This window comes from Enterobacter sp. Lyrl_3, from assembly GCF_051948675.1.
In the GTDB taxonomy this organism is placed as follows: Bacteria; Pseudomonadota; Gammaproteobacteria; order Enterobacterales; family Enterobacteriaceae; genus Enterobacter; species Enterobacter cloacae.
Map to the genome: position 1 here is coordinate 1 of NZ_JAYJLI010000001.1, position 20,866 is coordinate 20,866.

Annotated in this window: 23 protein-coding genes and 3 pseudogenes; 1 reads left to right on the top strand and 25 read right to left on the bottom strand. The window is 51.9% G+C overall.

Annotation, left to right across the window (positions count from 1 at the left end):
• Window positions 1–487 (bottom strand): annotated as a pseudogene (locus VF709_RS00005) (tail fiber protein); the annotation flags it as partial.
• Window positions 488–613: 126 nt separating this feature from the next.
• Between VF709_RS00005 and VF709_RS00010 the strand changes: the two are divergent.
• Complete coding sequence (locus VF709_RS00010) at window positions 614–976, top strand: hypothetical protein (RefSeq protein ID WP_038985492.1); 363 nt, start codon at window positions 614–616, stop codon at window positions 974–976.
• Here the strand turns inward: VF709_RS00010 and VF709_RS00015 are convergent.
• The 24 genes and pseudogenes from VF709_RS00015 to VF709_RS00130 form a co-directional block, all read right to left on the bottom strand.
• Window positions 941–1,540: a hypothetical protein gene (locus VF709_RS00015; protein ID WP_248062011.1), complete on the bottom strand. Its 600-nt coding sequence runs from the start codon at window positions 1,538–1,540 to the stop codon at window positions 941–943. The genes VF709_RS00010 and VF709_RS00015 overlap by 36 nt on opposite strands.
• 38 nt (window positions 1,541–1,578) lie before the next feature.
• Window positions 1,579–1,881 (bottom strand): hypothetical protein, encoded by a 303-nt coding sequence (locus tag VF709_RS00020; RefSeq protein ID WP_038419704.1) that lies wholly within the window; start codon window positions 1,879–1,881, stop codon window positions 1,579–1,581.
• Window positions 1,875–3,065: pseudogene (locus VF709_RS00025) on the bottom strand (phage tail tip fiber protein); the annotation flags it as partial. The pseudogene VF709_RS00025 and the gene VF709_RS00020, both read right to left, overlap by 7 nt.
• A pseudogene (locus VF709_RS00030) lies at window positions 3,064–3,204 on the bottom strand (tail assembly protein); the annotation flags it as partial. The pseudogenes VF709_RS00030 and VF709_RS00025, both read right to left, overlap by 2 nt.
• A gap of 32 nt (window positions 3,205–3,236) precedes the next feature.
• Window positions 3,237–3,947 (bottom strand): C40 family peptidase, encoded by a 711-nt coding sequence (locus VF709_RS00035; protein WP_029882041.1) that lies wholly within the window; start codon window positions 3,945–3,947, stop codon window positions 3,237–3,239.
• Between the two features lies 1 nt (window position 3,948).
• Window positions 3,949–4,704: a phage minor tail protein L gene (locus VF709_RS00040; protein ID WP_038419616.1), complete on the bottom strand. Its 756-nt coding sequence runs from the start codon at window positions 4,702–4,704 to the stop codon at window positions 3,949–3,951.
• Window positions 4,701–5,048 carry a phage tail protein gene (locus VF709_RS00045; RefSeq protein WP_025913012.1) on the bottom strand — a complete coding sequence of 116 codons (348 nt, stop codon included), beginning with the start codon at window positions 5,046–5,048 and terminating at the stop codon, window positions 4,701–4,703. Before VF709_RS00045 ends, VF709_RS00040 begins: the two co-directional genes overlap by 4 nt.
• Before the next feature lie 35 nt (window positions 5,049–5,083).
• Complete coding sequence (locus VF709_RS00050; protein ID WP_040022266.1) at window positions 5,084–8,011, bottom strand: phage tail tape measure protein; 2,928 nt, start codon at window positions 8,009–8,011, stop codon at window positions 5,084–5,086.
• On the bottom strand, window positions 8,008–8,322 hold the full coding sequence (locus VF709_RS00055; protein WP_440231010.1) for a DUF1799 domain-containing protein: 315 nt from the start codon (window positions 8,320–8,322) through the stop codon (window positions 8,008–8,010). The genes VF709_RS00050 and VF709_RS00055 overlap by 4 nt, the downstream gene beginning before the upstream one ends.
• Window positions 8,319–8,630, bottom strand: a complete 312-nt coding sequence (locus VF709_RS00060) for a phage tail assembly chaperone (RefSeq protein WP_023344275.1) — start codon at window positions 8,628–8,630, stop codon at window positions 8,319–8,321. The genes VF709_RS00055 and VF709_RS00060 overlap by 4 nt, the downstream gene beginning before the upstream one ends.
• Window positions 8,631–8,695: 65 nt before the next feature.
• Entirely contained in the window at window positions 8,696–9,367 is a 672-nt protein-coding gene (locus VF709_RS00065) for a phage tail protein (RefSeq protein ID WP_440230607.1), read from the bottom strand.
• A 69-nt stretch (window positions 9,368–9,436) separates the two neighbouring features.
• A complete protein-coding gene (locus VF709_RS00070; RefSeq protein ID WP_440230608.1) occupies window positions 9,437–9,898 on the bottom strand; it encodes a DnaT-like ssDNA-binding protein in 462 nt (153 codons plus the stop codon).
• A gap of 36 nt (window positions 9,899–9,934) precedes the next feature.
• Window positions 9,935–10,234, bottom strand: a complete 300-nt coding sequence (locus tag VF709_RS00075) for an Ig-like domain-containing protein (RefSeq protein WP_440231012.1) — start codon at window positions 10,232–10,234, stop codon at window positions 9,935–9,937.
• A complete protein-coding gene (locus tag VF709_RS00080) occupies window positions 10,216–11,169 on the bottom strand; it encodes a major capsid protein (protein ID WP_440230609.1) in 954 nt (317 codons plus the stop codon). The genes VF709_RS00075 and VF709_RS00080 overlap by 19 nt, the downstream gene beginning before the upstream one ends.
• 11 nt (window positions 11,170–11,180) lie before the next feature.
• The gene (locus VF709_RS00085) at window positions 11,181–11,951 is read right to left on the bottom strand and encodes a hypothetical protein (RefSeq protein ID WP_038419635.1); all 771 of its coding nucleotides are present in this window, start codon (window positions 11,949–11,951) and stop codon (window positions 11,181–11,183) included.
• An 80-nt stretch (window positions 11,952–12,031) separates the two neighbouring features.
• On the bottom strand, window positions 12,032–13,129 hold the full coding sequence (locus tag VF709_RS00090) for a phage minor head protein (RefSeq protein ID WP_148790995.1): 1,098 nt from the start codon (window positions 13,127–13,129) through the stop codon (window positions 12,032–12,034).
• 1 nt (window position 13,130) lies between these two features.
• Window positions 13,131–14,519 carry a DUF4055 domain-containing protein gene (locus VF709_RS00095; RefSeq protein WP_148790996.1) on the bottom strand — a complete coding sequence of 463 codons (1,389 nt, stop codon included), beginning with the start codon at window positions 14,517–14,519 and terminating at the stop codon, window positions 13,131–13,133.
• Window position 14,520: 1 nt separating this feature from the next.
• Window positions 14,521–15,828 (bottom strand): terminase large subunit domain-containing protein, encoded by a 1,308-nt coding sequence (locus tag VF709_RS00100; protein ID WP_440230611.1) that lies wholly within the window; start codon window positions 15,826–15,828, stop codon window positions 14,521–14,523.
• A complete protein-coding gene (locus VF709_RS00105; RefSeq protein WP_440230612.1) occupies window positions 15,806–16,792 on the bottom strand; it encodes a terminase small subunit in 987 nt (328 codons plus the stop codon). Before VF709_RS00105 ends, VF709_RS00100 begins: the two co-directional genes overlap by 23 nt.
• Window positions 16,793–17,243: 451 nt before the next feature.
• On the bottom strand, window positions 17,244–17,657 hold the full coding sequence (locus tag VF709_RS00110) for an Ivy family c-type lysozyme inhibitor (RefSeq protein ID WP_014832168.1): 414 nt from the start codon (window positions 17,655–17,657) through the stop codon (window positions 17,244–17,246).
• 390 nt (window positions 17,658–18,047) lie between these two features.
• Window positions 18,048–18,566, bottom strand: coding sequence for a hypothetical protein (locus tag VF709_RS00115; protein WP_014832169.1), 519 nt, complete (start codon window positions 18,564–18,566; stop codon window positions 18,048–18,050).
• Complete coding sequence (locus VF709_RS00120; RefSeq protein WP_029882063.1) at window positions 18,563–19,099, bottom strand: lysozyme; 537 nt, start codon at window positions 19,097–19,099, stop codon at window positions 18,563–18,565. Before VF709_RS00120 ends, VF709_RS00115 begins: the two co-directional genes overlap by 4 nt.
• Window positions 19,099–19,401, bottom strand: a complete 303-nt coding sequence (locus tag VF709_RS00125; protein WP_014832171.1) for a hypothetical protein — start codon at window positions 19,399–19,401, stop codon at window positions 19,099–19,101. Before VF709_RS00125 ends, VF709_RS00120 begins: the two co-directional genes overlap by 1 nt.
• 1,073 nt (window positions 19,402–20,474) lie before the next feature.
• Entirely contained in the window at window positions 20,475–20,666 is a 192-nt protein-coding gene (locus VF709_RS00130; protein ID WP_440230615.1) for a hypothetical protein, read from the bottom strand.
• Between the last annotated feature and the right edge of the window lie 200 nt (window positions 20,667–20,866).

A 20,866-nucleotide genomic window follows, 5' to 3' on the forward strand; every position in this document is an offset into this window, starting at 1 on the left:
TTCCCAAACCGAGGTTTGTGCGAACGTCTGCAGCGTTAGTTGCACCAGTCCCGCCCTGGTCAATCGGGAGAGCACCGTTGGTCCCTTTCTGTGCCAGCTTACCGATGCCGGGGATAGTCACGGGGGTGCCGTTTATAGTTACCGTGATGCTCTGGTTTGCTGAGGTAGTAGCGAACGTCTCCCATGCGCCAATATTCTCGTCATACTCTTTGATGAGCTGAGACATGGCCTGTGCCAGCCCGTCGACCGAGATATTGTCTGATACCAGAATGCCGTACTTCTGGCCGCTCAGCGCCGGTGATGCAGCAGGCGTTACCGTCATTGACGTGGCGCTGTTCACGGAGGAAATCTGGAACATCTGAACCGGGTTAGACATGACAATAAGCGTCTGACCAGCGCGGACCTGGCTGGCGGGTGCTGTCCAGTTAGTTCCGGTGCCGGTTGCGGTATTTCCGTTAATGGCTATGGTGCCGGTGTTATAAAGCATGAACTACCTCACGATAATAACGATCGTTTGAAACGATCAATAATGTAAAATTGATCGTTTATAGCAATCTGACTATTTTTTTAACTTAAATAAAATGGATATTCCCGCTCTTACAGGAATGTAGAAATGAAACGATTATTTGCTGCAGCTCTTTTGCTGCTGGCTGGCTGTGCCAATAAACACACAGATTATACATTTAAAATGGATTATCCGGTGGAGGCTGCGCGACTTTCTCTCGGTGGCGATATTCATGTAAATATCGACTGTGCCACGAGGGAAATGAAGGTTATTTCAGACAGCAGCAATGGAATATTCAGCCGCCATGTTAATAAACGTCTGAGTAATATTTGCTATAAAAAAACCGATAAACTCGATGTCATTTATCGCTTCAATGCTGCGAAGGGAGTCAGGCAAGATATGATTGCCACGCAATATCCACGTGTCCCGCCTGTTTCAAATACCGACAAACTGAGCGACAGGGATTCTTAATCCTCGCCCCTGCATCGTCTGGCTCCAGCTGCGCTGATTTTTAGAAATATACCTCCCCTGCAGCTGTGAGCCCGTCCACTTCAGCACTATCCCTGAATAACCGACCACCTCCCCGTCATCGCTGAGATTTCCAGGGCAGTTGTTTACCAGAATCCACGGGTTAAAACTGAGGCTCACCGATAGTGTGTTGTTCTGCAGGTCATAGTTCGTCGGCACATCAAAGAACCCGACAACGCGGGGCATTTTTGAGGCTGAAGCCGCGCTCCAGATGAGATATCCGGCACTGTCGAAGACATCCAGATACCCGCTTTGTATTCCAATGTTACGCGCAGTGCGGATCATGCTCCCCGCATTATCTTCAAGCAGGTCTGCACCAGGCATCCCGTATCTGTTTGCGCCAAGCTGCAGCCACCTTAATCTCCCATCATTCCAGAATGACTGCGGAGTGAATCCCAGGGTACTGCCATTCCCAAATGGGCTGTCTATCTGGTAAAAACCTTTGTTGTTCACTGCGCCGAGCATACGCTGATCATAAAAAAGGGTGGACCTGTTTTGCGAGTCCACCAGTAATTTTCCATCGCTGTTGTAAACTTCGAATCCGCTCATTGAAAGTTATACACCTCCACATTGAGAGTGATCGCAGGACTACCGGTAGACGGCAAATAGTAAGCAGTAAAGCCGCCATTATATGCGCGGCAGTGATATTCATTGACCGTGACACCAGTCGATACAATTGAAATAAATGAACCATCCTGGGTTATCCCGGCGAAGGAAACATTTTTCGACGTTTCCCCCGCAGCGAATGTTACCGAGGTGCTTCCGATATATCGGATGGCATAATCACTTAAATCAACCGCTATCCGCCCTGCACTGTCCCAGCATTGCAACCCCTGTGGCATTACCATAACCCCATTCTGACACGCAGCACATTATTGCTGTCATAGATACGAATGAGAGTGCTGGTTATCAGCATCCTCCCGCCCCCGGCCACGCCGTTAATTTCGAACGTCCCTCCCTTATCAAGCTTCCAGCCTGCAGAACCAGCCACATAGTTATTCGACTGGATATAGTTGCCGATTTTGGCGTTCTCAATGGTGCCGTCCTGGATGAAGCTGGCCCGGATGAATGTCTGCCCGTTCTGGATCACGAAAGGTAGAGCCACGCTATTACCGGCTGCCGTGGTGACTGCGAAGCGGTCAGCCAGGAAGATAACCTGTGACTGCATACCTCCTGGTGTATTTTCAACGCCGATCCCCATCCCTGCGGCGTAATACTGCCCGTTGCTGGAGAGGCCCACTTTGATGTTGTACATCGCTTTCAGGTCGCCATTAACGTTCGCTATCGCCTGAGCGTTGGTGGTGATCGCAGAAGTGTGGCCATTGACGGTCGCCGTTATGCCGTTTATCTGCGTGGCCGTAGCCTGCTGATAGTCTGAGAACGTCTGGTTCAGGCTGTTGATGGATGCCTTGTTGCCGTTAACGTCCGTCTGCAGGCTCAGCAGCGAGCGCGCCGTTGCCTCCTTCTCGTTAACGATTACCTCATCAATACGATCCAGCTGCGCACTGTTACCGGCGACCGTCGCGGAAAGCCTTTTGCGTGTAGCCACCTGCGCCAGCCCATTCTGGATAATGGCAATGGCTGAGTTCTTCACCCCGCCCGTCATGCCGTCCATAGACACACTGATGCTGTCAATTCGCTGGCCCAGCGCGGTATCAGCCGTCGCAACGGTCTGCTCAAGCTCTGAGAGGGAAGACGACACTTCACCGACCGTACTCGAAAGCTCATTAACGCTGGTCTGAACCTTCCCGACGTCCTGAGCATTTTTGGCGATATCCTTCGCCTGCTGCTCCAGTTCGTCGTTGGTCTGTTTGATGTCGTCAGCCATACCAGCAATTTTTTCATTGCTGTCCACCGCGTTCTCGATCAGGTACTTGAAGGTATCCGAGTCTCTAATCTCCTCCAAGATCACATCGGTGATGTCGGACACATCGATACTGGCCTGACCGCACACCCATTCTGTGTAACCTGATTCGTTACCGCTGCGGTCCACCAGCTGCGCGCGGTACCAGAAAATCTGCCCAGCCTTAACCCGGCACGATAACGCTCAGGGCGCGGATGGCCTCTTTTGGTGAAGCTACTGATAAACGATATTCACGCCCGAATGTGGCACCTAGCACGCCGTACAATCGAATTGTGCGGACCGGCTCAGCATTAAGTAATGCAACCATTTTTCCTCCATAAAAACTGTCACAGGCAGTTATCAGAAACAGTCTTTAAAGCGCAGTATTTTCATTGTGCGCTCACGCCAGTAGCCGCCATACGGCACGCGCTGGCTCAGATGCCCATAAAGGTGATGCAGTAGCATGTTGCCTTCCAGCAGAATCCCCGCATGATTCCACTTATCAGCCTGAACCTGCATGATCACCATATCGCCAGGTTTTGGCGGCCCGTCGAATTCACGGAATCCGCACTCATACCAGCAATCCTGATAGAAGTTGTCCGGATAGTCGTTTTCCCACCAGGGATAATCGACCCGGTAATCGTGAAGCTCTATCCCGTACGTTTGCCGGTAATAGCTCATCACCAGCCCCCAGCAGTCAAAGTGACCAAGCACAAACGGACGCTCGAGCAACGGCAGTTCTCCACGCGGCTGGATGGTCCGTAAATCCCCCTCCGGCCAGCTCACGATATGCCAAGGTAAAAGGGTTGCATCGCATTGCGCTTTATCCAGTTCGCTCGGTTGCGTCGAGGCATCAGGGTGACTGTGAGCGATAGCTATGACCTTCCCCCAGTCCTCAGCAGCTGCATAGTCTTCGGGGCAAAGGACAAAATTGTCCTCCGGCGCCGCGGCAAGATTCCGGCACGGGAAATAACGTTCAACACGGCTTTTCTGCGCCACCACGCCGCAACACTCGCGAGGATACTCAGCTGCAGCATGGGCCATAATCGCATCGATGGTTTTCTGACGCATATCAGCTCCTGATCAAAGACGTGCCCGGGAACCCACCGAACGGCAGTTCGTTGCCGTCTCCATGCCGGAGCTTACAGGCCGTGAGCGTGCCGTTGCATTCGTCCAGAGAGGGGTCACTCACCGGGTTGTTGTTTTTATCGAAATAGCGGGTTCCGGCATAGTCGCAGCCGTCGCCGGTACGATATTTATTCCGGATACACCAGGTACACAGAGAATGAAGTTGACGTGTAGGGATCATCTTTCCCTGTAACGACATCGGGCTATCGAGTACGAATTCGATACTTTCGCCCGGAATTTCGCTGCTTTTGCTATCAATGTAAAAAACTCGTTTTCTGACCTGTTGCGGATCAGCTGTTGCGTTACCTGCAGGGAAGTTTTTCGCATCGAGATAGTGCGAATAGGTGTCATGGATAGTGACTTTCGCCTGTAGCATATCGTCATAGGCAAGGCACAGCGCTGTAATCTTGCTTTCGATATCTGCAACCGTCAGCGTTGGCTGGGCGCTGTTGCCTTCTGTGGATGCTTCAAGCCCTTCAATTTGATACGGCCAGGCGGCATATTCTTCCCCCTGCCACCAGATGCTTTTCGCCTTCAGCTTTGATTCATCACCACCAGCGGCGGCGATTTCCTCTTCCGTGTGCGGGAGGTTGTACGCGTGAAATCGCAGTACATCATCCACGCCGAAAGTAGAGCCATCAACTTCGATAAGCTGGACTTTGTTTCCGGGCTCAAGGCTTTGATAGTCTGCTGTGATCATGGTGCGTACGCCTGTTTGAATGTTGCGGAAATGGTTATGACTTTGCTGGATAAGGGCTGTGACTTGATTGATTCGGCCTCGATACGATACAGCCCTGTTTCGCCAACTGGAGATGTCCAGATGAATGATTTGGTGACGTGAGAACGAAAGAACTTCAGGGCCTGAAGCATGTCCGCTTTTTTCCCCGTGAGTGTTACAGGCCAAGACTGCTTTTCAGGATTAATGCCTTCCCCGGCGATCTGCTCATAGCCGTCTCCAAATGTTGCAGAGCGCGTTTTAAGGCTGAACGATCCTTCCATTCCCGCCTGTATCTGTGTTCGCCACGTGAATGTTTCGATTGTCATGCTTTCTCCAAGCATAAAAAAACCGCCTGAGCGGGTTATCGTGATTTGGAAGCATTCCAGATGAGCCCTCCAGGCCTCAATTGCTTCGCAATACCTTCGCGCACTGACTGATCAATAGTTTGCTTAAAGGCTCGGGACATCGCATCACTACCAGCGTTTGTTTGCTGTTGCGGGTTCTGGTTCTGCACAACAACAGACGTTTGGACCGTCACATTCCCTGAACCAGCAGCCTGTAATCCGTACATCGGTGCGTTTCCGACGTAGCCGCCGTTTGCATACCCCTGAGCGCTCCGCATAAGCGTGTAGAGATTACCGACACCCAGCGCACTGGTAGCCTTCTTGGTGAATACGAATTCACCACCATGAACCACACCTTTTGGCTGATATTTTCCTCCATCCCCGGTATAGCCAACAGCGCCGCCATTAGCGTACTCAGGAATAAAGCCGCCAGACCATGCCTGTATTCCAAAGAAATTACCTATTGCCGTGCCACCAAAGGCTGACTTCATTCCATTAACCAGAGCCAGTTGCGTCAGCATCTGGGCGATGCCCTTCAGGAAAGTAGACAGGAAATCAGAGAAGTTAGATTTACCAGTAGTAAAAAAGTCAGTGAGCGTGCTGGCCATCCCGGTGAACGTATTGCTGGTAATCGTCTGAACCTGCGAGTAAACATCGGTCGCGCTGTCTTCAAATTCAGCCCAGCCCTTTTTCGCGCCAGTCAGCCAGTCTCCACGTAACCTGTCCTCTGCCTCATAGTAATCATTCGCCGCTTTAAGCTGCTTCTGATAACCCTCGTCGTCAAGCGAACCGCCAGCATTCGTCCAGCCAGCGGCAAGCTGACTCTTTGCCAGCTCACGTTGTGCCTGACGGTCACTCATCCCTGCACCGTTCACTAATGCAGCCTGCTTCTCTGCCATCTGCGTGACGTATTTCTGCGAGGTATCCATTCGCTTGTTCAGCTGTTCCTGTGCGGTAATCTGATCACCTAACAGGGCTTTCTGCCGTGCCAACTGAAGCACCTGGTCTTTACTCGCCAGCAGGGATTGTTCCTGCTTTGTCAGTGAACGTGAACGTGAGGCCTCCTCCAGCACCTGAAATTTCGCTTCAGTCGTCCACAGATCTTTGCGCTGCTGGCTGATAGTATCGTTCAGCCCTTTATGCTGCTGCAGCGCGCGTAACTGTGCCTGAAGCGCCAGTAACTCGGCCTGGGCAGCATCTGTGCTGCGATCGCCAGCAGATAAAGTGCCCTGCTTCCCGGTTTTGGTCTTTTTGCCAAAAGCAGCGACTCCTTCCCGATCCTTCTGGGTGGTTGCGGTACTTATCTTTCTGGTCGTATCGAGGTATTTACCTGCACTGATATCAGCGGCATCCCAGTCTTTTTTCAGCTGAGAGATGCTGTCGCCATAAGCACCGGCCATTTTTTCGTTGTAGTCCTGCCATCCCTGCAAAGTATCTGTTTTCGCCCAGTCGGGAACGAGGTTAATCGCGGCAGCGATAGAGGAAGAAATGATCTGGTTCAGCTTCTGGAAAACGATCGCAACGCTGTAATAAATTGCGTTGAATTCCTTCAGGGTGTTTGATGCCAGTTCAGCTACCCACTGACCGATACTCTGCATGGCCTCAGACGCCCAGCCCTTGATATCCAGCCACAGGCGACCAAACGGTGTCAGCGAGTCGTAAGCCTGCTCCCCACGTTTTGCCATCGTATCGCCAAACAGGTCCATAGCCTGCGTAACGGCCGCGGTCTGGTCCTTTTGCTTGATCAGATCGTCAACATGCTTAAGTTGTGAAACTGTCAGGAAATTATATTGTTCGTTGAGACTCTGCAGCGCTTTAACAGGGTCTTTTTCGATGTCCTTATAAGCTTTGGTAATGTCCTGCGCCGAGACTATACCGGTTTGAACTGCCAGTGCCGTAGAGCTCGCTGCTTTTTCAAGTTGCTGCTGTGTCAGCGATCCCATGCCAACCAGCTCAGTCATCAAACTCTGAACGGTTCCTACAGTAGCGCCAGTAGATGCAGCAATAGACTGGGAGGAAGCCATGATCTGGAGCGCTGACGTGCCGGCAATGTTGCCAGTCCTGATAATGGCCTGGTTAATTTCGTCGTAGGCTGTGAAGTAGTCCGACCCCGCTTTTGCCGCAACCAGAACGGCACCAGCCAGGCCACCAATGGCCATTCGGGCAGGGGTCACAATCGACAACATCGCTTTCAGAGCATTGCCAACACCGCCAAACGAGTCACGGAGCTGACCGCCCTGCTGAATAGCAACCATATAAACCGGCATACCGGAAGCCAGTGAGGTCACAATGTCGGTAATTTGCATCGGGAGATAACGCATAGCATTGCGGTATTGCCCCGCGTTGATAGCCCCAGACTTCCACGCTTCCTCCTGCTCTTTCAGCTTTGCGATCATTGGTGCAGCACGGTCAGATACGCCGAGTTGGGCAGCTTTTAGCTCTAACAGTTCTGCGCGCGTTTTTCCGATTGCTGTGACCTGCTCTTCCAGCGAATCGATAAAGGTTTTGCCCGCCGCAACTGCACGCTGCGCTGCCTGAGCCTGCTCAATGCGAGCCCGGCCCTCTGCGGTCTCAGACTCCATTACCTGTGCCAGTTTTGCCCGCGTCGTCTCAAGCACGCTGTTGTAACGAGTAAAATCCTCGTCTCCCACCAGCCCTTTACCGCGAAATTTCGCCAGGCTCTCCTGGATAGTGTCCAGTTCATCCAGCGCCTTGTTTACCGGGCTGATTTTATTCAGCAGGTTCTGCAGTTCCTGACGCTGCTGCTTCAGGCTTTCGCTGTTTTTCTTCTGGTTATCGACACCGGTACGGAACGTGCTGTTCAGGTCATCCGCTTTATCTGCCGCGGCGGACGCGGTCTCCTGAAAGCGATCCAGTGCCTGGTTACCACGCTCCAGTTCACTGGTATTTACGCGTAAGGAAATCGTGGCGATATCGTTACTCATTCCGCCCTCTCTTTATGCATAACTTTTAGTGCGGCGCTCTCCATGATTCGGATGTCCGAAAGCGCGGTTGCCTCGTCCTCGACGTGGTGCAGGCGCATTACCCAAGGCAGCACGTTGTAATCAAGCCCTGATGCGCCTCCCATCCCCGTGCGCCACTGCGTACTGACAGCCTGAAACACCAGGAATGCAGGCCATACATCTGGCCAGACGTCGATGTATTGATCGTCGTAGTCATCCGGCGAAAGACCATAGGGCGCCAGGTCTGCCGCTGTGGGTTCAGGCGTATAGAATGCAGAGGCAACCGATATCAGTTTTTTTCGCGCTGCCCCATCAGTTCGCGATAGTAGGTTTCAGGGATAGCCTTCATTGCCGCCGGATAGTTTTCCAGCAGCACCGACAGGTTTTCTGCGTTGAAAGCATCGGGAAGTGCCCAGCCAGAAATGATTTCCATCAGAAAATCAGTGGCGGTTTTGCCTTCCAGTTTTTCTAGATCAGCCAGCTCTTTAAGTGGCTTATGATTGAACGTGAAGGTCAGCACGCCATCCTCATCGCCGGCGCGCGGGATCGAGACGTTGGCCTTAAATGTTGGTTTGGGCTGGAGGGTGAATTTGGTAGCCATTGATACCTCTTACGAAAAAAATGCCTCCGCAAAGGGAGGCAAAGAAAAATGAAAGTTTTGACGGGTCAGGCGGCAGCGTCGGTCAACTTATAGAACGTCATCGCCGGTGACTGCAGGTTCAGCACCACGCTCACTGTCTCTACCTCGTTAACCGCTGTGGTCGGCGTGTCATCAAAGGATACCGTGGCCGCCCAGTACCGATTTTCCTTCGCCTTTGGCACGTACATGTACGCTGCAACTGTCTCTTCATCTTCATCCAATTCGCGCAGTAGTGGATAAACCGGGAGCGCGGAGTCATGTGCAATCGAGTAGGTCTGAGAGACAGCAGATTTATAGGTATTCAGGTTGCGCTGGCGATCATCGCTGAGGAACTGAATCTGCGTGGTGTTCTGATCACCACCAGATTTCGATACCTCAGTGATTTGTGGCAGCTCGGTCCATTCTTCAATTTTGCGAATAGAGCCGGAACCGCCGCCCGCCGCGTATTTGTTTTTGTTGGTGGTGTTGATGTTGCGAAGAGTTACTGCATTCTCCGCAATCGCGTCGATTTTCGCGATAACGTTATCAATACCCGACCAGTTGCAGTCCACGTGAACGATATCGCCGACCGCTATATCGTCTGCGGCGCTAACGGTGATCACCGCGTGCTCAGCATTCGTCGCGCCGGTGAAAGTAATGGCCGGGCCGTAGCCCGACGCCAGATAAACATGAGCGCCGTTAGGCAGTGCAAAGCCCATAATGGTTTCTCCTTTTGAAACGGGAAAACCGGCTCAAGGCCGGTCAGTTGCGGGACATCACAGAGGGAATCACTTGGTAATGTCTGCCCGATAATTCAGGCTGACAGGAACGGAGTAGGACACAGGTGTAGGGACACCGCGGAATATGCCATCTGCGACCGCATAGGTAATGGCTACAGCACCTTCCACACGTTCAGTTTTCACAGCGGCTTCGCGCACGCTTGAGAGTAAATCGCCGTCGATTGCCTCTACCGCCAGCATGCACTGCGCGGTTATAACCTGCCGTGGAACTTCATCCGGCGGGCAATCATGTTCATCCAGAACGACATTCACGCGTGGCCATGCCAGCGGCTGGCGTGGGTCTGTTTTTGAGCCAACCCAGTCCAGCCCCTCCAGGTAATCCATTGCCTTAATCAGCAAAGGTGTGAGCTTGTCAGGCAGTTCAATGCCGCGTATTTCCGCAAATGAGACAAGATCCTCTTCACTGGCGTAGCTGTTGGCATCAGGAGAGGTGATATCGGTATTGATCATCGAATCATCCTGTTTATGGGGCTTTCGCCCCATTCGTTATTCTCCGGCAGGCGCAGTGAAGGTAATCTCATCAGTGGTTTTCGCCACTCCTTCAACCGTGCCGGTTACCGTGAAGGTGCCAGCAACGTCTGATGTGAGTTTCACCGTTGCACCACCAGCAGAGCCTGTTTGAGAACTGGCCGTGCTGAGCGTGCCACCTGTGGACGTCCACGCTACGGTTTTACCGGATACACCGGAGCCATTCAGCGTGTACTTCAGAGAAACAGTTACCGCGTCTGTGCTGTCAGCAGTTGCGGAGGTTTTATCCGCTGACAGCGTTACTCCCCCAGTGCGGATTCCAGTTTAATCAGCACGCCTGCCGTAGATTTGTTGCTGGTGAAGTGCTTCTTCCAGTTACCTGCAGTGCCGATTTTGGTCAGGTCTGGGTTATCGCCTTTGGAGGTATCCCAGCTGTAACCCAGCAGGTCGACATTCACCACGCCTTCAGCGCGGTATCCGATAGCCAAGTTTTCCTGGTCGTTGATGTCGTAGGAACGAAAGCCCGGCGCCTGAGACTCGGTGACGGTAACCGCTCCGGCCACCAGCCCAAGGATCGCATCAGCGTCCATGGTGTCGGTAACCAGCACAGGTTTACCCAGGGTGCCTGGTTGGCCACCGTAGACCACCACGCCTGCTTCTTCGTAGATTTTGTTGGCGATCGCCTCATCCACGATGTCGAAGTAAGTGGCGGAGTGCATAACGAAGAGCACAACACGGTTGAACTTGTCGCCGTACTTACGCAGGCCGCGCGTCAGGGTCTTCTTACCGTCTGTTTCGATATCGGCGGTGACCACCATGTCGGCGTTAGCACCAATCGCCGCAGTCAGCGCTTTCAGGCCATATTTCACGTAGCCTTCCAGCGTCGCGTCAGCCACATCAGTGCCGATCACTTCGGAGAACTCGTCAACCGAGCGGCCGCGGCGTTTGAACGCTTCTTCTGTTGTTTCGTATGGACCGTATTTCCACGGCGCTTTGACGGATACGGCTTCACCGGCACCAATCTTCTTACCCGTCACTTTTTCGGTGGAATTAACGTCACGCGATTCGATAGAGCCGCCAACCTTGTAGAAGGCCCGCTTGCGGAAGTCGCCTTCAATCAGCTCGTTATCCAACAGGATCGCTCCGTTGGAGGACGCGTTGAAAATAGCTAGGTTGTCCTGGCGGCGCTCGAGGAAAGCGGTCTGCGCCAGGTCGTCATAAATAATCAGGTCACTATTAACAGTGGTAGGCATGGGTTAATCCCTTATTTCGGAAGTTTGAGGAAGGCCTGCTGGCCATGCTTGCGGATGTAGTCCGCTTTGTCGCTGGCGCTCATTTCGGAACGTTTCAGGCTGCCACCGCCGTTTGGTTTATGTCCGCCCGCGCCGGTACCTTCTGCGCGTGGAAACAGATGCGGAGCCGTCTCCTTAAGAGACTCCGCCCATTCGAGTGGACTCAGTGGCGTTTTGCCGTCTTTACCGAACAGAACATCGCCATTTGCATCAACTGCTACGGCCTCGCCTTCGTCGTTGAGCTGGAATGTGCCTTTGGCACGCAGAATCAGATCGTCGGATGCTTCCGGCAGCGCACCAGCTTTGGACGCTGCTGCACGGATTGCATCCCCCAGAACTCGATCCCGGAATTTGTTGGAGAACGCTTCAGCTTTGTCCGCGCGTTCATTTGCGGCTTTAATCTGCTTCTCCACATCAGCACGCAGACGCTCGGTGCGCTTATCGAGCACCTCATCAATTTTCCCGGCGGCAATCAGCTTTGCCTCTTCGTCGTCGGAAAAACGCTGGAGGATCCCACGTACAGCATCAGGATCGATACCATCGAAGCGTGACAGGGTTTCTTTTTGCTGCTTGATGGTGCCCAGCAGCTCAGAGTTTTTTGATTTCAGGCCTGTGACTTCGCTGGTCACACGCTCATCAATCAGCTTCTGGATTTCTGGCGTGATTTCGATACCACCGCCACCGCTGCCCTCTCCGCCGCTTTCTGGTGCGTAAAATTTCAAGAGCATGTTTCGAATTAACATAATTTCCCCTTGGGATTTTGCCGGGCCTCGCCCATAAAAAAGCCCCGGCGGATGCCAGGGCGTGAAGAAAGTAATGGTTGTTAGTAGTCAGTACCTGAGAGCTGTTTCAGACGTTCCAGGCTGATCCATTCGCCTTTGTCAGTGAACATATCCGCCAGGTCGATTTCACCCGCGCGGAACAAACGGCCACGCTCGGCACCCAGAACTTGATCCTGGCGTTGTGCTGGCTGGCGTGCGAGCCATTCCAGATACGAGGTTTTCCCCGGTACCTGTCCATCCATGCTGGCACGAGTCCCCTCGTCCATCTCGTCGATATCGATGCCGAGTTCTCGCCATGACTTGAGGATCAGGGTTTCAGTAGAACGGCAGCAGAAATGAATCTTCCCAGGTCCCTGCAGGTAAGGCACCTTATGCCCAACCGGTTTGTTATCAAGGGTGTAGCGCAGCAGGTCACGAATAATGCAGTCATGACTTGTTTTATTGTCCAGCGTAGACAGCCACTGTTTGCCTTTCACGATATCGCTGTTGGCACTGGTGAAGCTGTTGCGTGCTGTGGCAGCCAGATGATTTACGGCTGTTTTAGCGATGCTGGCGGCATTTGCCCTGCTCATCTGCAGCGCGCCGTCGCGATAGTCTTTGTTGGCGTGGCCGCGAACACTGCGTGCGATTGTTTCTACCGTGTCGCCGGCAAGATAACCCCTGCGGACAGCGTTCACGATACGCGCCAGCCTGTCCGATTCCAGATTCTCCGCCCATTCACTCAAAAGTCGTCCCTGAAAGGGTTGCGCCATTGCTGCTGCATACACCATATCGGCGGTGATGCCCTGCAGCGGATAGTGAGACAGGACCTGTGATGGCAGAAGGGAATCGAACAGGCTCAGCTGATAACTGGCTTCGTTCTTTGCCAGCGCCACCAGCTCATTCTCGAGCCCTGCCTGCATGGTGGCTATGGCCTGATGGTTAAGCTCGCGCACGCTGCCCAGTAAACTCTGCAGACGGCTAACGGTGAAGCTCTCAGGAGGCAATCTGTCCAGCGCATCCAGTAGACGTGCCGACAGGTCAGCATCCGTCTCGTTAAGCAACTTCACCATCCGGTTTGCCACGCCGGTGGCGTAGCGGCTTAACCAGATGGAATGTGCGATTGATTCATCGCGCAAGCTTTCGTTTACTGTTGCCATATCAGCCACCGGTCAATGTGGGGGCTTGGTTGCGAAGTGCATCAATCACTTCGTCCGGGCTGTCTGCCGGGTCGATAAGGTCAAGCTTCTGCAGTGCTCGAATCATATCGCTGTCGCGCAGCGCACCGGACTGCCAGGCGTTGACGATTGCCGTCACCATGCCCGACTCAGCAACCTTCGCGATGAATTCCTGATTGATGGTGTAGCTCGTCGATTCTCCCTTGATGCCGAGGTATTTCGCACACCATCCCAGCGCCAGCGTATAGGCCTCAGAAACGTTTGAAACGCAGATACCGAGCACCGATGTTGATGATGTCTGCTCACCACTCGCCTGGGTTGCCGTCTTCGCCGTGGCGTTCTGCTCAATCAGTCGGGCGCCCAGCTGCACCATGTAATCGCGCTTGCTGTCCATGGCCTCTTTAGCCAGCATGTTCGGCTGTGCCTGGGCATAACCAAACGACCCATCTCTGGGAAGCATCAGTGGTGAACGGGAACCAATTTTCACCCCGGTCTTCTCAAGGTGATCGCGCCAGTTGGTATCAAGCCCAGTCATATAAGGCTGCACCTGGCCACAGAACCACACGCTATCCTCATAGTCAGCGCTGTTTCGGTAATGACCGTGGTTTATCTCCACCAGCGCAGCCAACGGTGAATCATCGATAGTGGGATCGTTGTTCTGAGCACCGACAAAGGTGAAAGGGATTTCGTCCCAGAAGTCCTTTCCTTTCGGCTTAGGGTGGTACTCACTGTCAACGGTGTAGGTTCCGCTTGCTGTGCCACCAGCCCGGCGCCATACGCGGCATATGAACCGCCCTTCTTCAAGCGCCAGCTCGCGATACTGGATTTCATCCTTGTAAGCGTAACCATCCGGCTCTTCAACGCATTCGCGCAGGACCACCAGCACCAGCTGATCGCGTCCGTTAATTCGCTTTGTTCGCCAGTTGATAATGTTCTCTGCCGGATAACGGAGGATGATCGCCTCATCGGATGCTTCTGCGTAGTCGACATAAAGCCCCTCTCGTGCCACCTCCAGCACGTTCTCGGTCACCAGTTGCGACTGCTGATAGATGCTGGTACCGGCCCCGTCAGCATTGTCCAACAGGTATTTCAGCTTTTCAGGACCGTTAAACGTAGGGTCCTTACGATACGCCATCCCAAGCATGCCGATCTTCGTATTGCCGGCAATGGCGTAGAACACAGCGCGGCTCAGATAGTCCTCATTACGCTTTTTATTGCGTAATGATTTATCGGTTGGGTCGAGATACGGCAGATACTTATTACCTGCCGCTTTTACGGCCTCGGCCCCTTTGCAAAAGTCCCTGTATTTCCGCCAGGCAGCAGAAGCCGCCCGGTGTTCTGGTCGAACCCAGGTGATGTCGTCGTTTGCCATATCAGAAAGTGGTGTCCATGGTGATTGAGTATGCCGGTTTCACAATCGGGTAATCCTTCACGATGAAGTACCCACCAGCATCATTGGGGTGATCGTTATCAGCTGATTTGTCCGGTTCGCCATTGGCCGCCCAGATTTGCTGTTCGAGGCTTTCGGTATAAACCGGGCAGTTCTGGACGTTCACCAGATAGCGGCGTTCGCCGTTGGCGTTACAGAACATGGCGTTCATCGAGTTGATACGGTCCTTAACCGGCGGGTTGGCATCATCAACAATGACGCTGAATCCGGCATCGTTGAGCTGAGCAATATCGGTCTTGCTGGCATTCTGCGACTTGCGTGAGTCACCAGAGGCATCCGGATAGATGTAAATCTCTCGGCTCTTCACATATCGCCCCTCCTCGTAGCGCCAGAACTCTTCCTGAATGCGCTTAATCATTGCCGGTGTGTCGTAGACCTTCACCAGCTCACGCACCGCACGCGGCAAGCCGTTACGCTTTACGTGAACAATCGCGGCCATTTTCCCTACGTTGAAGTCCATACCGATAAACAGCGGATCCCCGTCCTGAATCTCGTCAGAACAGTTATTCAGCTTGCGGTTGAAGGTGTGGTAAATAGTCCCGCTGTTAAGGTTGGTGAACTTCCCTCGCAGGTATGCCTGAATCAGTTCGTCTGGGTAAGAACTCAGCAGCGACGGGATGTAATCAGGCGGTAGATTCTTCGCATTGTCGAACGTGCTGGCCTGAATCAGTCCATACAGCGCCGCAAGCTCTGGCTTTTCACGCACCGCCTTCACGAACTGCTGGTAGACGAACTTGAACCCTTCTGGCGTGGTCGTGACGTCAATACCGTTACGCAGACCATCAACCTTGTAACGCATACGAGCAATGATTTTTCGCCACGCCTGCTGCGCTTTGGCAGCCGCCATGACGTCCAGCTCATCCACCATCGCGTTACCGATTTTGAAACCAACTATCGAACCGGGCTTCTCCATCGAGCGGCAAATGGTTGTCCCGCGGTATCGTCGCCCCTCGTAGAAGTGAACCTCTTTGTTCCCCTCGTTGATTTTGACATTCAAGCCCCAGTCAAAGGCCACCTCTTCAATCGTCGGGTAAAAAATGTCACGGATCTGCGGATATGTTGGCGCGAAATAACCCTGGTTGATTTTAGGGTGCTCCCACATCCCTTTGCAGATGCCGCCACAACCCACCCACGTCTTACCAGAACCGAACCCGGCAACATAGGCTTTGAATTTGTGCTGCATCGCGAGGAAACGCGCCTGAGGAATGTTAAGTGTCGGGCTGATCCCCATCTTCCGCCCTCGCGTCCACTACGTTGATATTGATTTGAACTGGGGTTGGTTCGTCGTCGTCACTATCACCCGCCAGCTCTTTACGGAGCTTCTCAACCTCCAGCTGCCGACGTTCGATTTCAATCTGCTGCAGGCGCAGCGCGAACTCGCTATCAGCCAGGCCAAGGCGCTTCATTACCGCTTCGAACATTCGTTCGCGGCTTATCGCTGTGATTTCGACGCCATTTTTGCCGACCTTCACGCCGGAGTAAGCGAGACGAGAAGCTGCCGGGAGTTTGCGCGTATCGGGGAAGTAAGGCTGGCCAATACCATCGCCGTTGCAGCGCGGGCATTCTGGATTGGGCTCTTTATTGTGGTCGTAGCCGTAACCACCGGAATCTTCGGGTTCACGTCTGTCACGCTCAACTGCCTCGAGCCTTTTCTCTTCGAACTCCACGGCATCACGCCACTGATACTGGTGACCGAAGCCCCAGCAGTAACGGCACGCGCCGCGGCGGTATTGTGAGAGTTGGTTTGCATCGAAGGTGGCGAGCTGCCACATCTGCGCGAGGACTTCATCGGCACTGCCAAGCGTACGCATAATGGATGCTTTTTGCTGCTGCGCAATAGACTGCGCAACGTTAGGATTCGCTATGAGCTGACGACCGTAGTTTGGGTCACTATAACCAGCACGCGCAGCGGCGGCCGTGGCGTTATTGTCCTTCAGGTATTCAGCAATAAAGCGCTTTACCTTCGCGCTTAGCATTGTGTCCACCAGCTCATCTGCGCATTTATCTTTCTGCGCAGCGCGCGCTATCTTTCGCGGGTAAATTTTTGTATTTTGCGCAGTAGTTTTCTTGATATAGCGGCGAGCAGTTACATAATTAAGGTTATGTGCCTCGCACCATTCCTTAGGGGATATGCCAGTAGCAGCGTGATCAGACAGGAACCGCTTCTGCAGCTCGCCCCAGTCCGGCTTAGCCATTGTTACCTCTAAACTGAATGAACTTTAGACGTCACTCACAGCTTCAGTATTTGAAGCAATGAAGTATTTTTCTCAAAGAAATCTTGAAATGAGGATTTAAGCTTATGAAATATGTATAACTACGATGACGTACAGAAAATCAAGGCCAATCTCGAGTGGATAGTGCATCAAGCCTCTTCCTGGTCTCATTTGCGCACTGAGCATGATCAATTAGTGATTTCCGATCTAATGGAACTGATTCAGACATATGAAACTCTTCTTGACCTTGTAAGCAAATTTGGTGCTTCCGTCTTAAACTCGGAAATCATAGCGGGTCTATCAATCACAGAGGAATTCATTGCTAAAGTTAAGCGGAATGAAGGTGCGATGTGAGCGACCAACACACTGTGAGACGATTGATTCGTGTATTGAAGCTTCAAACTGGTGGATTACAGTTTGAAGCATGGGTTATTTAATTGCCGTACAGTCGATTGAAAAGCGCATTTTTCATCGCATCAGAATCAATCGGATCCACGTTTAACCAGGTCAATGTCTCTTGGTTCTTTTCTGCATTGAAATCAGAAAACACACCATGGATATCACCGTTATCAGGTGAGTAGAGAACAGCAATATTCTGTTCTGGGCAACTGTGTGGTTTACACCCTGACAGAGCAATATACTTTTTGCCCGCAACTGTTACTTCGGTTGATGGTGTGCTTGTGCCACCACTTTTTACCCATGCAGGTAGTTTATTTTGACTTATCAGTTGGGAGTAGCTCTTAGACGTGCTTTTTGCACTGGCGAAGTCAGAAAGATACTGCCCTTCCTCAGCAACAGCGCTGAACGAAACCAAAGCCATAGCAGCGATAATCACTTTACCTTTCATGTTAATCCTCATTCCATAAAGACACCTCAACTCTATACCTTTACAGTAGCTATGTCAGCCCTATGGATAATCAGAGCATTTGATGTTACTGCCCGGCCCAAATGATTAGGTAAGGATTATCTTAATCACTAGCGCTTATGCTTGTTGATTACTGCCTGACTGCCAAACTGTTCAGGACTCTGATGCGGAGAATGCCAACTCCAGGGAATCATCGATAAAAAGAGCATGTGAAACTGAGACTCCTTTAGCTCTCCTTGCGAGGGCTTTTTTTTTGGATAGTGGCGCTTCGCTTGCTAAATATTGTGTGTTTTCTAAAGTTAAAAGGTGGCTTTGCTATGTCAGGTAAAGCCGTCGTTCAGAAATACCCGTGTGCTCAAGGACGAGCCATCCCTAATTCTTTCTTTCCAACTCGATCTGCCTTATGCCAGCGAAATTATTGTTTCCCTTTTCAATTACAGCCAATAGCGGCTTAATCCACAATACTGCCTGGCAGTACGTCATGGAGCTGGTGGCAACGGCACGATCATCGGCTGTGTCAGGTCCATTGGAATCGGTGTGCATGGCGCTGGCACGTAAACGGTGCGCGTATTTGAGCAGCCCACCAGCAATGTCAGCAGGAACAGGCAGATCACAGGTTTTTTCACGGCGGAGAATCTCCCGGTATTCGATTACGGTTTCTTCGGTGCTGGTGTCAATCAGGGAGTTGAGCCTATTGGCATGTTCTGCAACCTGATTGAATCGATTGAAGTTGAATGCCTGGGTAGCGATAACCTGCCCCTGCAGAGAATTGTCACTTCGCAGAACGTCGTTTTCGCTTTGAAGATTACTGGCCTCCAAGCAGCTCTTAACGAGGGCGACCGAAAGGCCAGCAATAATGACAACGCCGATAATACCCGGATTAATTTTCACTGGTCTATCCCCCAGCACGCCAGCGCGCTTTCCTGGTCTCTCCGTTCCACCTGACCGTAGCAGCCGTTCTTCTGACCTTTAGTCATGCGGCAATCGCGACCACCGTCTTTAATCCACCAGCGGATTGCCTCGCATGCCCCGCGGCGGTCACCGGCATTAATGCGCTTATAGAACGTGGACGGGAAGCACTTACTCGGCCCGATGTTGTACGGGCAGAAGGATGCGATCCCAGCTTTCTGCGGTTCGGTAAGCGGTACCGCAATATTGCGGTCAACCCACGCCAGAGCCTTATTGCGTTCGATGGCGTTCACTTGATTGCATTTGGCCTGAGTCAATTTCATGCCCTGCACAACCGGTTTACCATCAACCATCGTTGCGCCGCGGCAAATAGTCCAGATACCGCCACCATCTTTATAGGACGTGAGGCTGTTACCCTCTTTCTCATTCAGAAACTGGTCGAGGATTACGGATGCAGGAGCACCAGCTAGTATCAGCCCCAGAACTGCGGTACTCAACTTTGCTCTGGATCCCATCACTCACCTTCCTTTTGTAAGGCCTCAACGACCACGCTTGCAGCAGCAGGACGCTCGTGAAGGGGTTTATCACCAACACCTTTCAGATAGTCATTGACCATTTTTGTTCGCTTCTCATCCTCTCTACGCCTGCGGTTTGCATCTACCCGCCCGTTAATGTAGGAGGCAAGCGAGATAAGCAGACCAGCAGCGCCAAAGAACATGAACACCAGATCCTGAGTGGTAAATCCAATGGCTGACGCCAGAGCTGCTACCCACGCGAAGAACTGCGTGAAGATGTTCCCTGAATCATTCATTTTCATGGTCTCTCACCTCGCTAAGTGCGGGTGCTGTTGCTAGAAATAAAAAAAGGCTGCCAAACGGCAACCTTATGATGATCTAAACCTGCTTGAGCGCCCTTCTCATGAGGAGTGCAATAAATTAAATAATCCTTAAGAGAGCTATTTAACCCATTAAAATAATTAACTATTCAAATAGTTATCTATTGTTATCATTTGGGTTAAGTTAAAGAAAATCTTCTTAGGGATATAAGACATACAAGCGGGCATGCACTGGCTTTATTAATGCGGAGAGGATTGATGTCGTTCTCCGCACTTTTTAGTGCTTACATCTGGCTACCAATGCCACTAGTCAAGACATTAGTGCCAGAAACGCATTGAGACATTCATCCACCTCTAATTATGCCCACCCCATTCAGAAGATTTGAGTGAATAAAAAAAGCCCGCTTTTGAAGGCGGGCTAATGAGTTGACTATTGGTAAGGTAGGTGCGAGTAGTACCTATGCTCAGTAGTGAAACTGTATCGGCTTATTCACGTTTGGTTCTGGAGAACCATCAGGCAGTTATCTTCGACCCACTTTTCAAGCGTAGCAGCAGTTTAAAATTTCATAAAAAAAGGCCTGCTTTTTTACGGCAGGCTCTCAAGGAAATTGAAACTGTATTGTTATTGTCATGGTGCCGGGTGCCTCCCGGTGACCCTACCCCAGTGAGCAAGGCCGCGTGCATACCTGCAGAGCGCAGTTGACTGGAACGCCCTTTCGCTTAGAAAGGATTCACCACACGCATAAATTACGCATGAAATATTCACTCGGTCAATACTGTTCATCATTGGCAAAAAAAAGCCTGCTCGGAAAAGCAGGCATAGATCGCTAAGTTGGAAATAATTGAGGGTGTGGTGCCGGGTGCCTCCCGGTGGAAATGATCACAGCACTCATTCCCGCGCGCTGGTTGGACACTCTGGAGAAATGTCCTGCTGAATCGCCCCTCCGCTTAGGGGGATCCACCACAAAAACGCTTTCAGAAACATCCATTCTGCAGGATGCATAAGAAGCTTATGTGCAGTATGAAGAATCTGCCACGTAATCAGATGAATATATTCATTTAAATGGTACAGGCAGAGGGCCTTCAATCACCTCGGCCTCTCCGTTATCGCAGATGTCGTCACCCTGTGTCAGGTGCCAAATACCATTAAAAGTAAGTCCCGTTTCAAGATCATCAGTAACCTCATTGGTGTAGTAAGCAACCTGCACTCTGCCGTTGTGCTGAATCCAGTAGAAACCTTCTGTCATTGCCATCTCCTCACTGTTATTAGTTCAGTTTATAGCAGCGGCGAGAAGTATGGCGTTAGAAATGCTTCAAAATGGATTAAGTCAAACATCCCGCCTGATAACGAGGAGCGTTAAGCTACATTTTATCTGTTGGGCCCAATTATGCCCACTAAGGCATCCCCGAAGGCGTTTTTGAAACCAGTAAGAAGCTCTCCTGGTGC

What these genes read in the sequence shown, in the direction of transcription:
- VF709_RS00010 (WP_038985492.1), top strand. Translation starts at nt 614, where the DNA reads ATGAAACGATTATTTGCTGCAGCTCTTTTGCTGCTGGCTGGCTGTGCC.
- VF709_RS00020 (WP_038419704.1), bottom strand. Translation starts at nt 1,881, where the DNA reads ATGGTAATGCCACAGGGGTTGCAATGCTGGGACAGTGCAGGGCGGATA.
- VF709_RS00035 (WP_029882041.1), bottom strand. Translation starts at nt 3,947, where the DNA reads ATGCGTCAGAAAACCATCGATGCGATTATGGCCCATGCTGCAGCTGAG.
- VF709_RS00040 (WP_038419616.1), bottom strand. Translation starts at nt 4,704, where the DNA reads ATGATCACAGCAGACTATCAAAGCCTTGAGCCCGGAAACAAAGTCCAG.
- VF709_RS00045 (WP_025913012.1), bottom strand. Translation starts at nt 5,048, where the DNA reads ATGACAATCGAAACATTCACGTGGCGAACACAGATACAGGCGGGAATG.
- VF709_RS00050 (WP_040022266.1), bottom strand. Translation starts at nt 8,011, where the DNA reads ATGAGTAACGATATCGCCACGATTTCCTTACGCGTAAATACCAGTGAA.
- VF709_RS00060 (WP_023344275.1), bottom strand. Translation starts at nt 8,630, where the DNA reads ATGGCTACCAAATTCACCCTCCAGCCCAAACCAACATTTAAGGCCAAC.
- VF709_RS00065 (WP_440230607.1), bottom strand. Translation starts at nt 9,367, where the DNA reads ATGGGCTTTGCACTGCCTAACGGCGCTCATGTTTATCTGGCGTCGGGC.
- VF709_RS00070 (WP_440230608.1), bottom strand. Translation starts at nt 9,898, where the DNA reads ATGATCAATACCGATATCACCTCTCCTGATGCCAACAGCTACGCCAGT.
- VF709_RS00080 (WP_440230609.1), bottom strand. Translation starts at nt 11,169, where the DNA reads ATGCCTACCACTGTTAATAGTGACCTGATTATTTATGACGACCTGGCG.
- VF709_RS00085 (WP_038419635.1), bottom strand. Translation starts at nt 11,951, where the DNA reads ATGTTAATTCGAAACATGCTCTTGAAATTTTACGCACCAGAAAGCGGC.
- VF709_RS00090 (WP_148790995.1), bottom strand. Translation starts at nt 13,129, where the DNA reads ATGGCAACAGTAAACGAAAGCTTGCGCGATGAATCAATCGCACATTCC.
- VF709_RS00095 (WP_148790996.1), bottom strand. Translation starts at nt 14,519, where the DNA reads ATGGCAAACGACGACATCACCTGGGTTCGACCAGAACACCGGGCGGCT.
- VF709_RS00100 (WP_440230611.1), bottom strand. Translation starts at nt 15,828, where the DNA reads ATGGGGATCAGCCCGACACTTAACATTCCTCAGGCGCGTTTCCTCGCG.
- VF709_RS00105 (WP_440230612.1), bottom strand. Translation starts at nt 16,792, where the DNA reads ATGGCTAAGCCGGACTGGGGCGAGCTGCAGAAGCGGTTCCTGTCTGAT.
- VF709_RS00110 (WP_014832168.1), bottom strand. Translation starts at nt 17,657, where the DNA reads ATGAAAGGTAAAGTGATTATCGCTGCTATGGCTTTGGTTTCGTTCAGC.
- VF709_RS00120 (WP_029882063.1), bottom strand. Translation starts at nt 19,099, where the DNA reads ATGGGATCCAGAGCAAAGTTGAGTACCGCAGTTCTGGGGCTGATACTA.
- VF709_RS00125 (WP_014832171.1), bottom strand. Translation starts at nt 19,401, where the DNA reads ATGAAAATGAATGATTCAGGGAACATCTTCACGCAGTTCTTCGCGTGG.
- VF709_RS00130 (WP_440230615.1), bottom strand. Translation starts at nt 20,666, where the DNA reads ATGACAGAAGGTTTCTACTGGATTCAGCACAACGGCAGAGTGCAGGTT.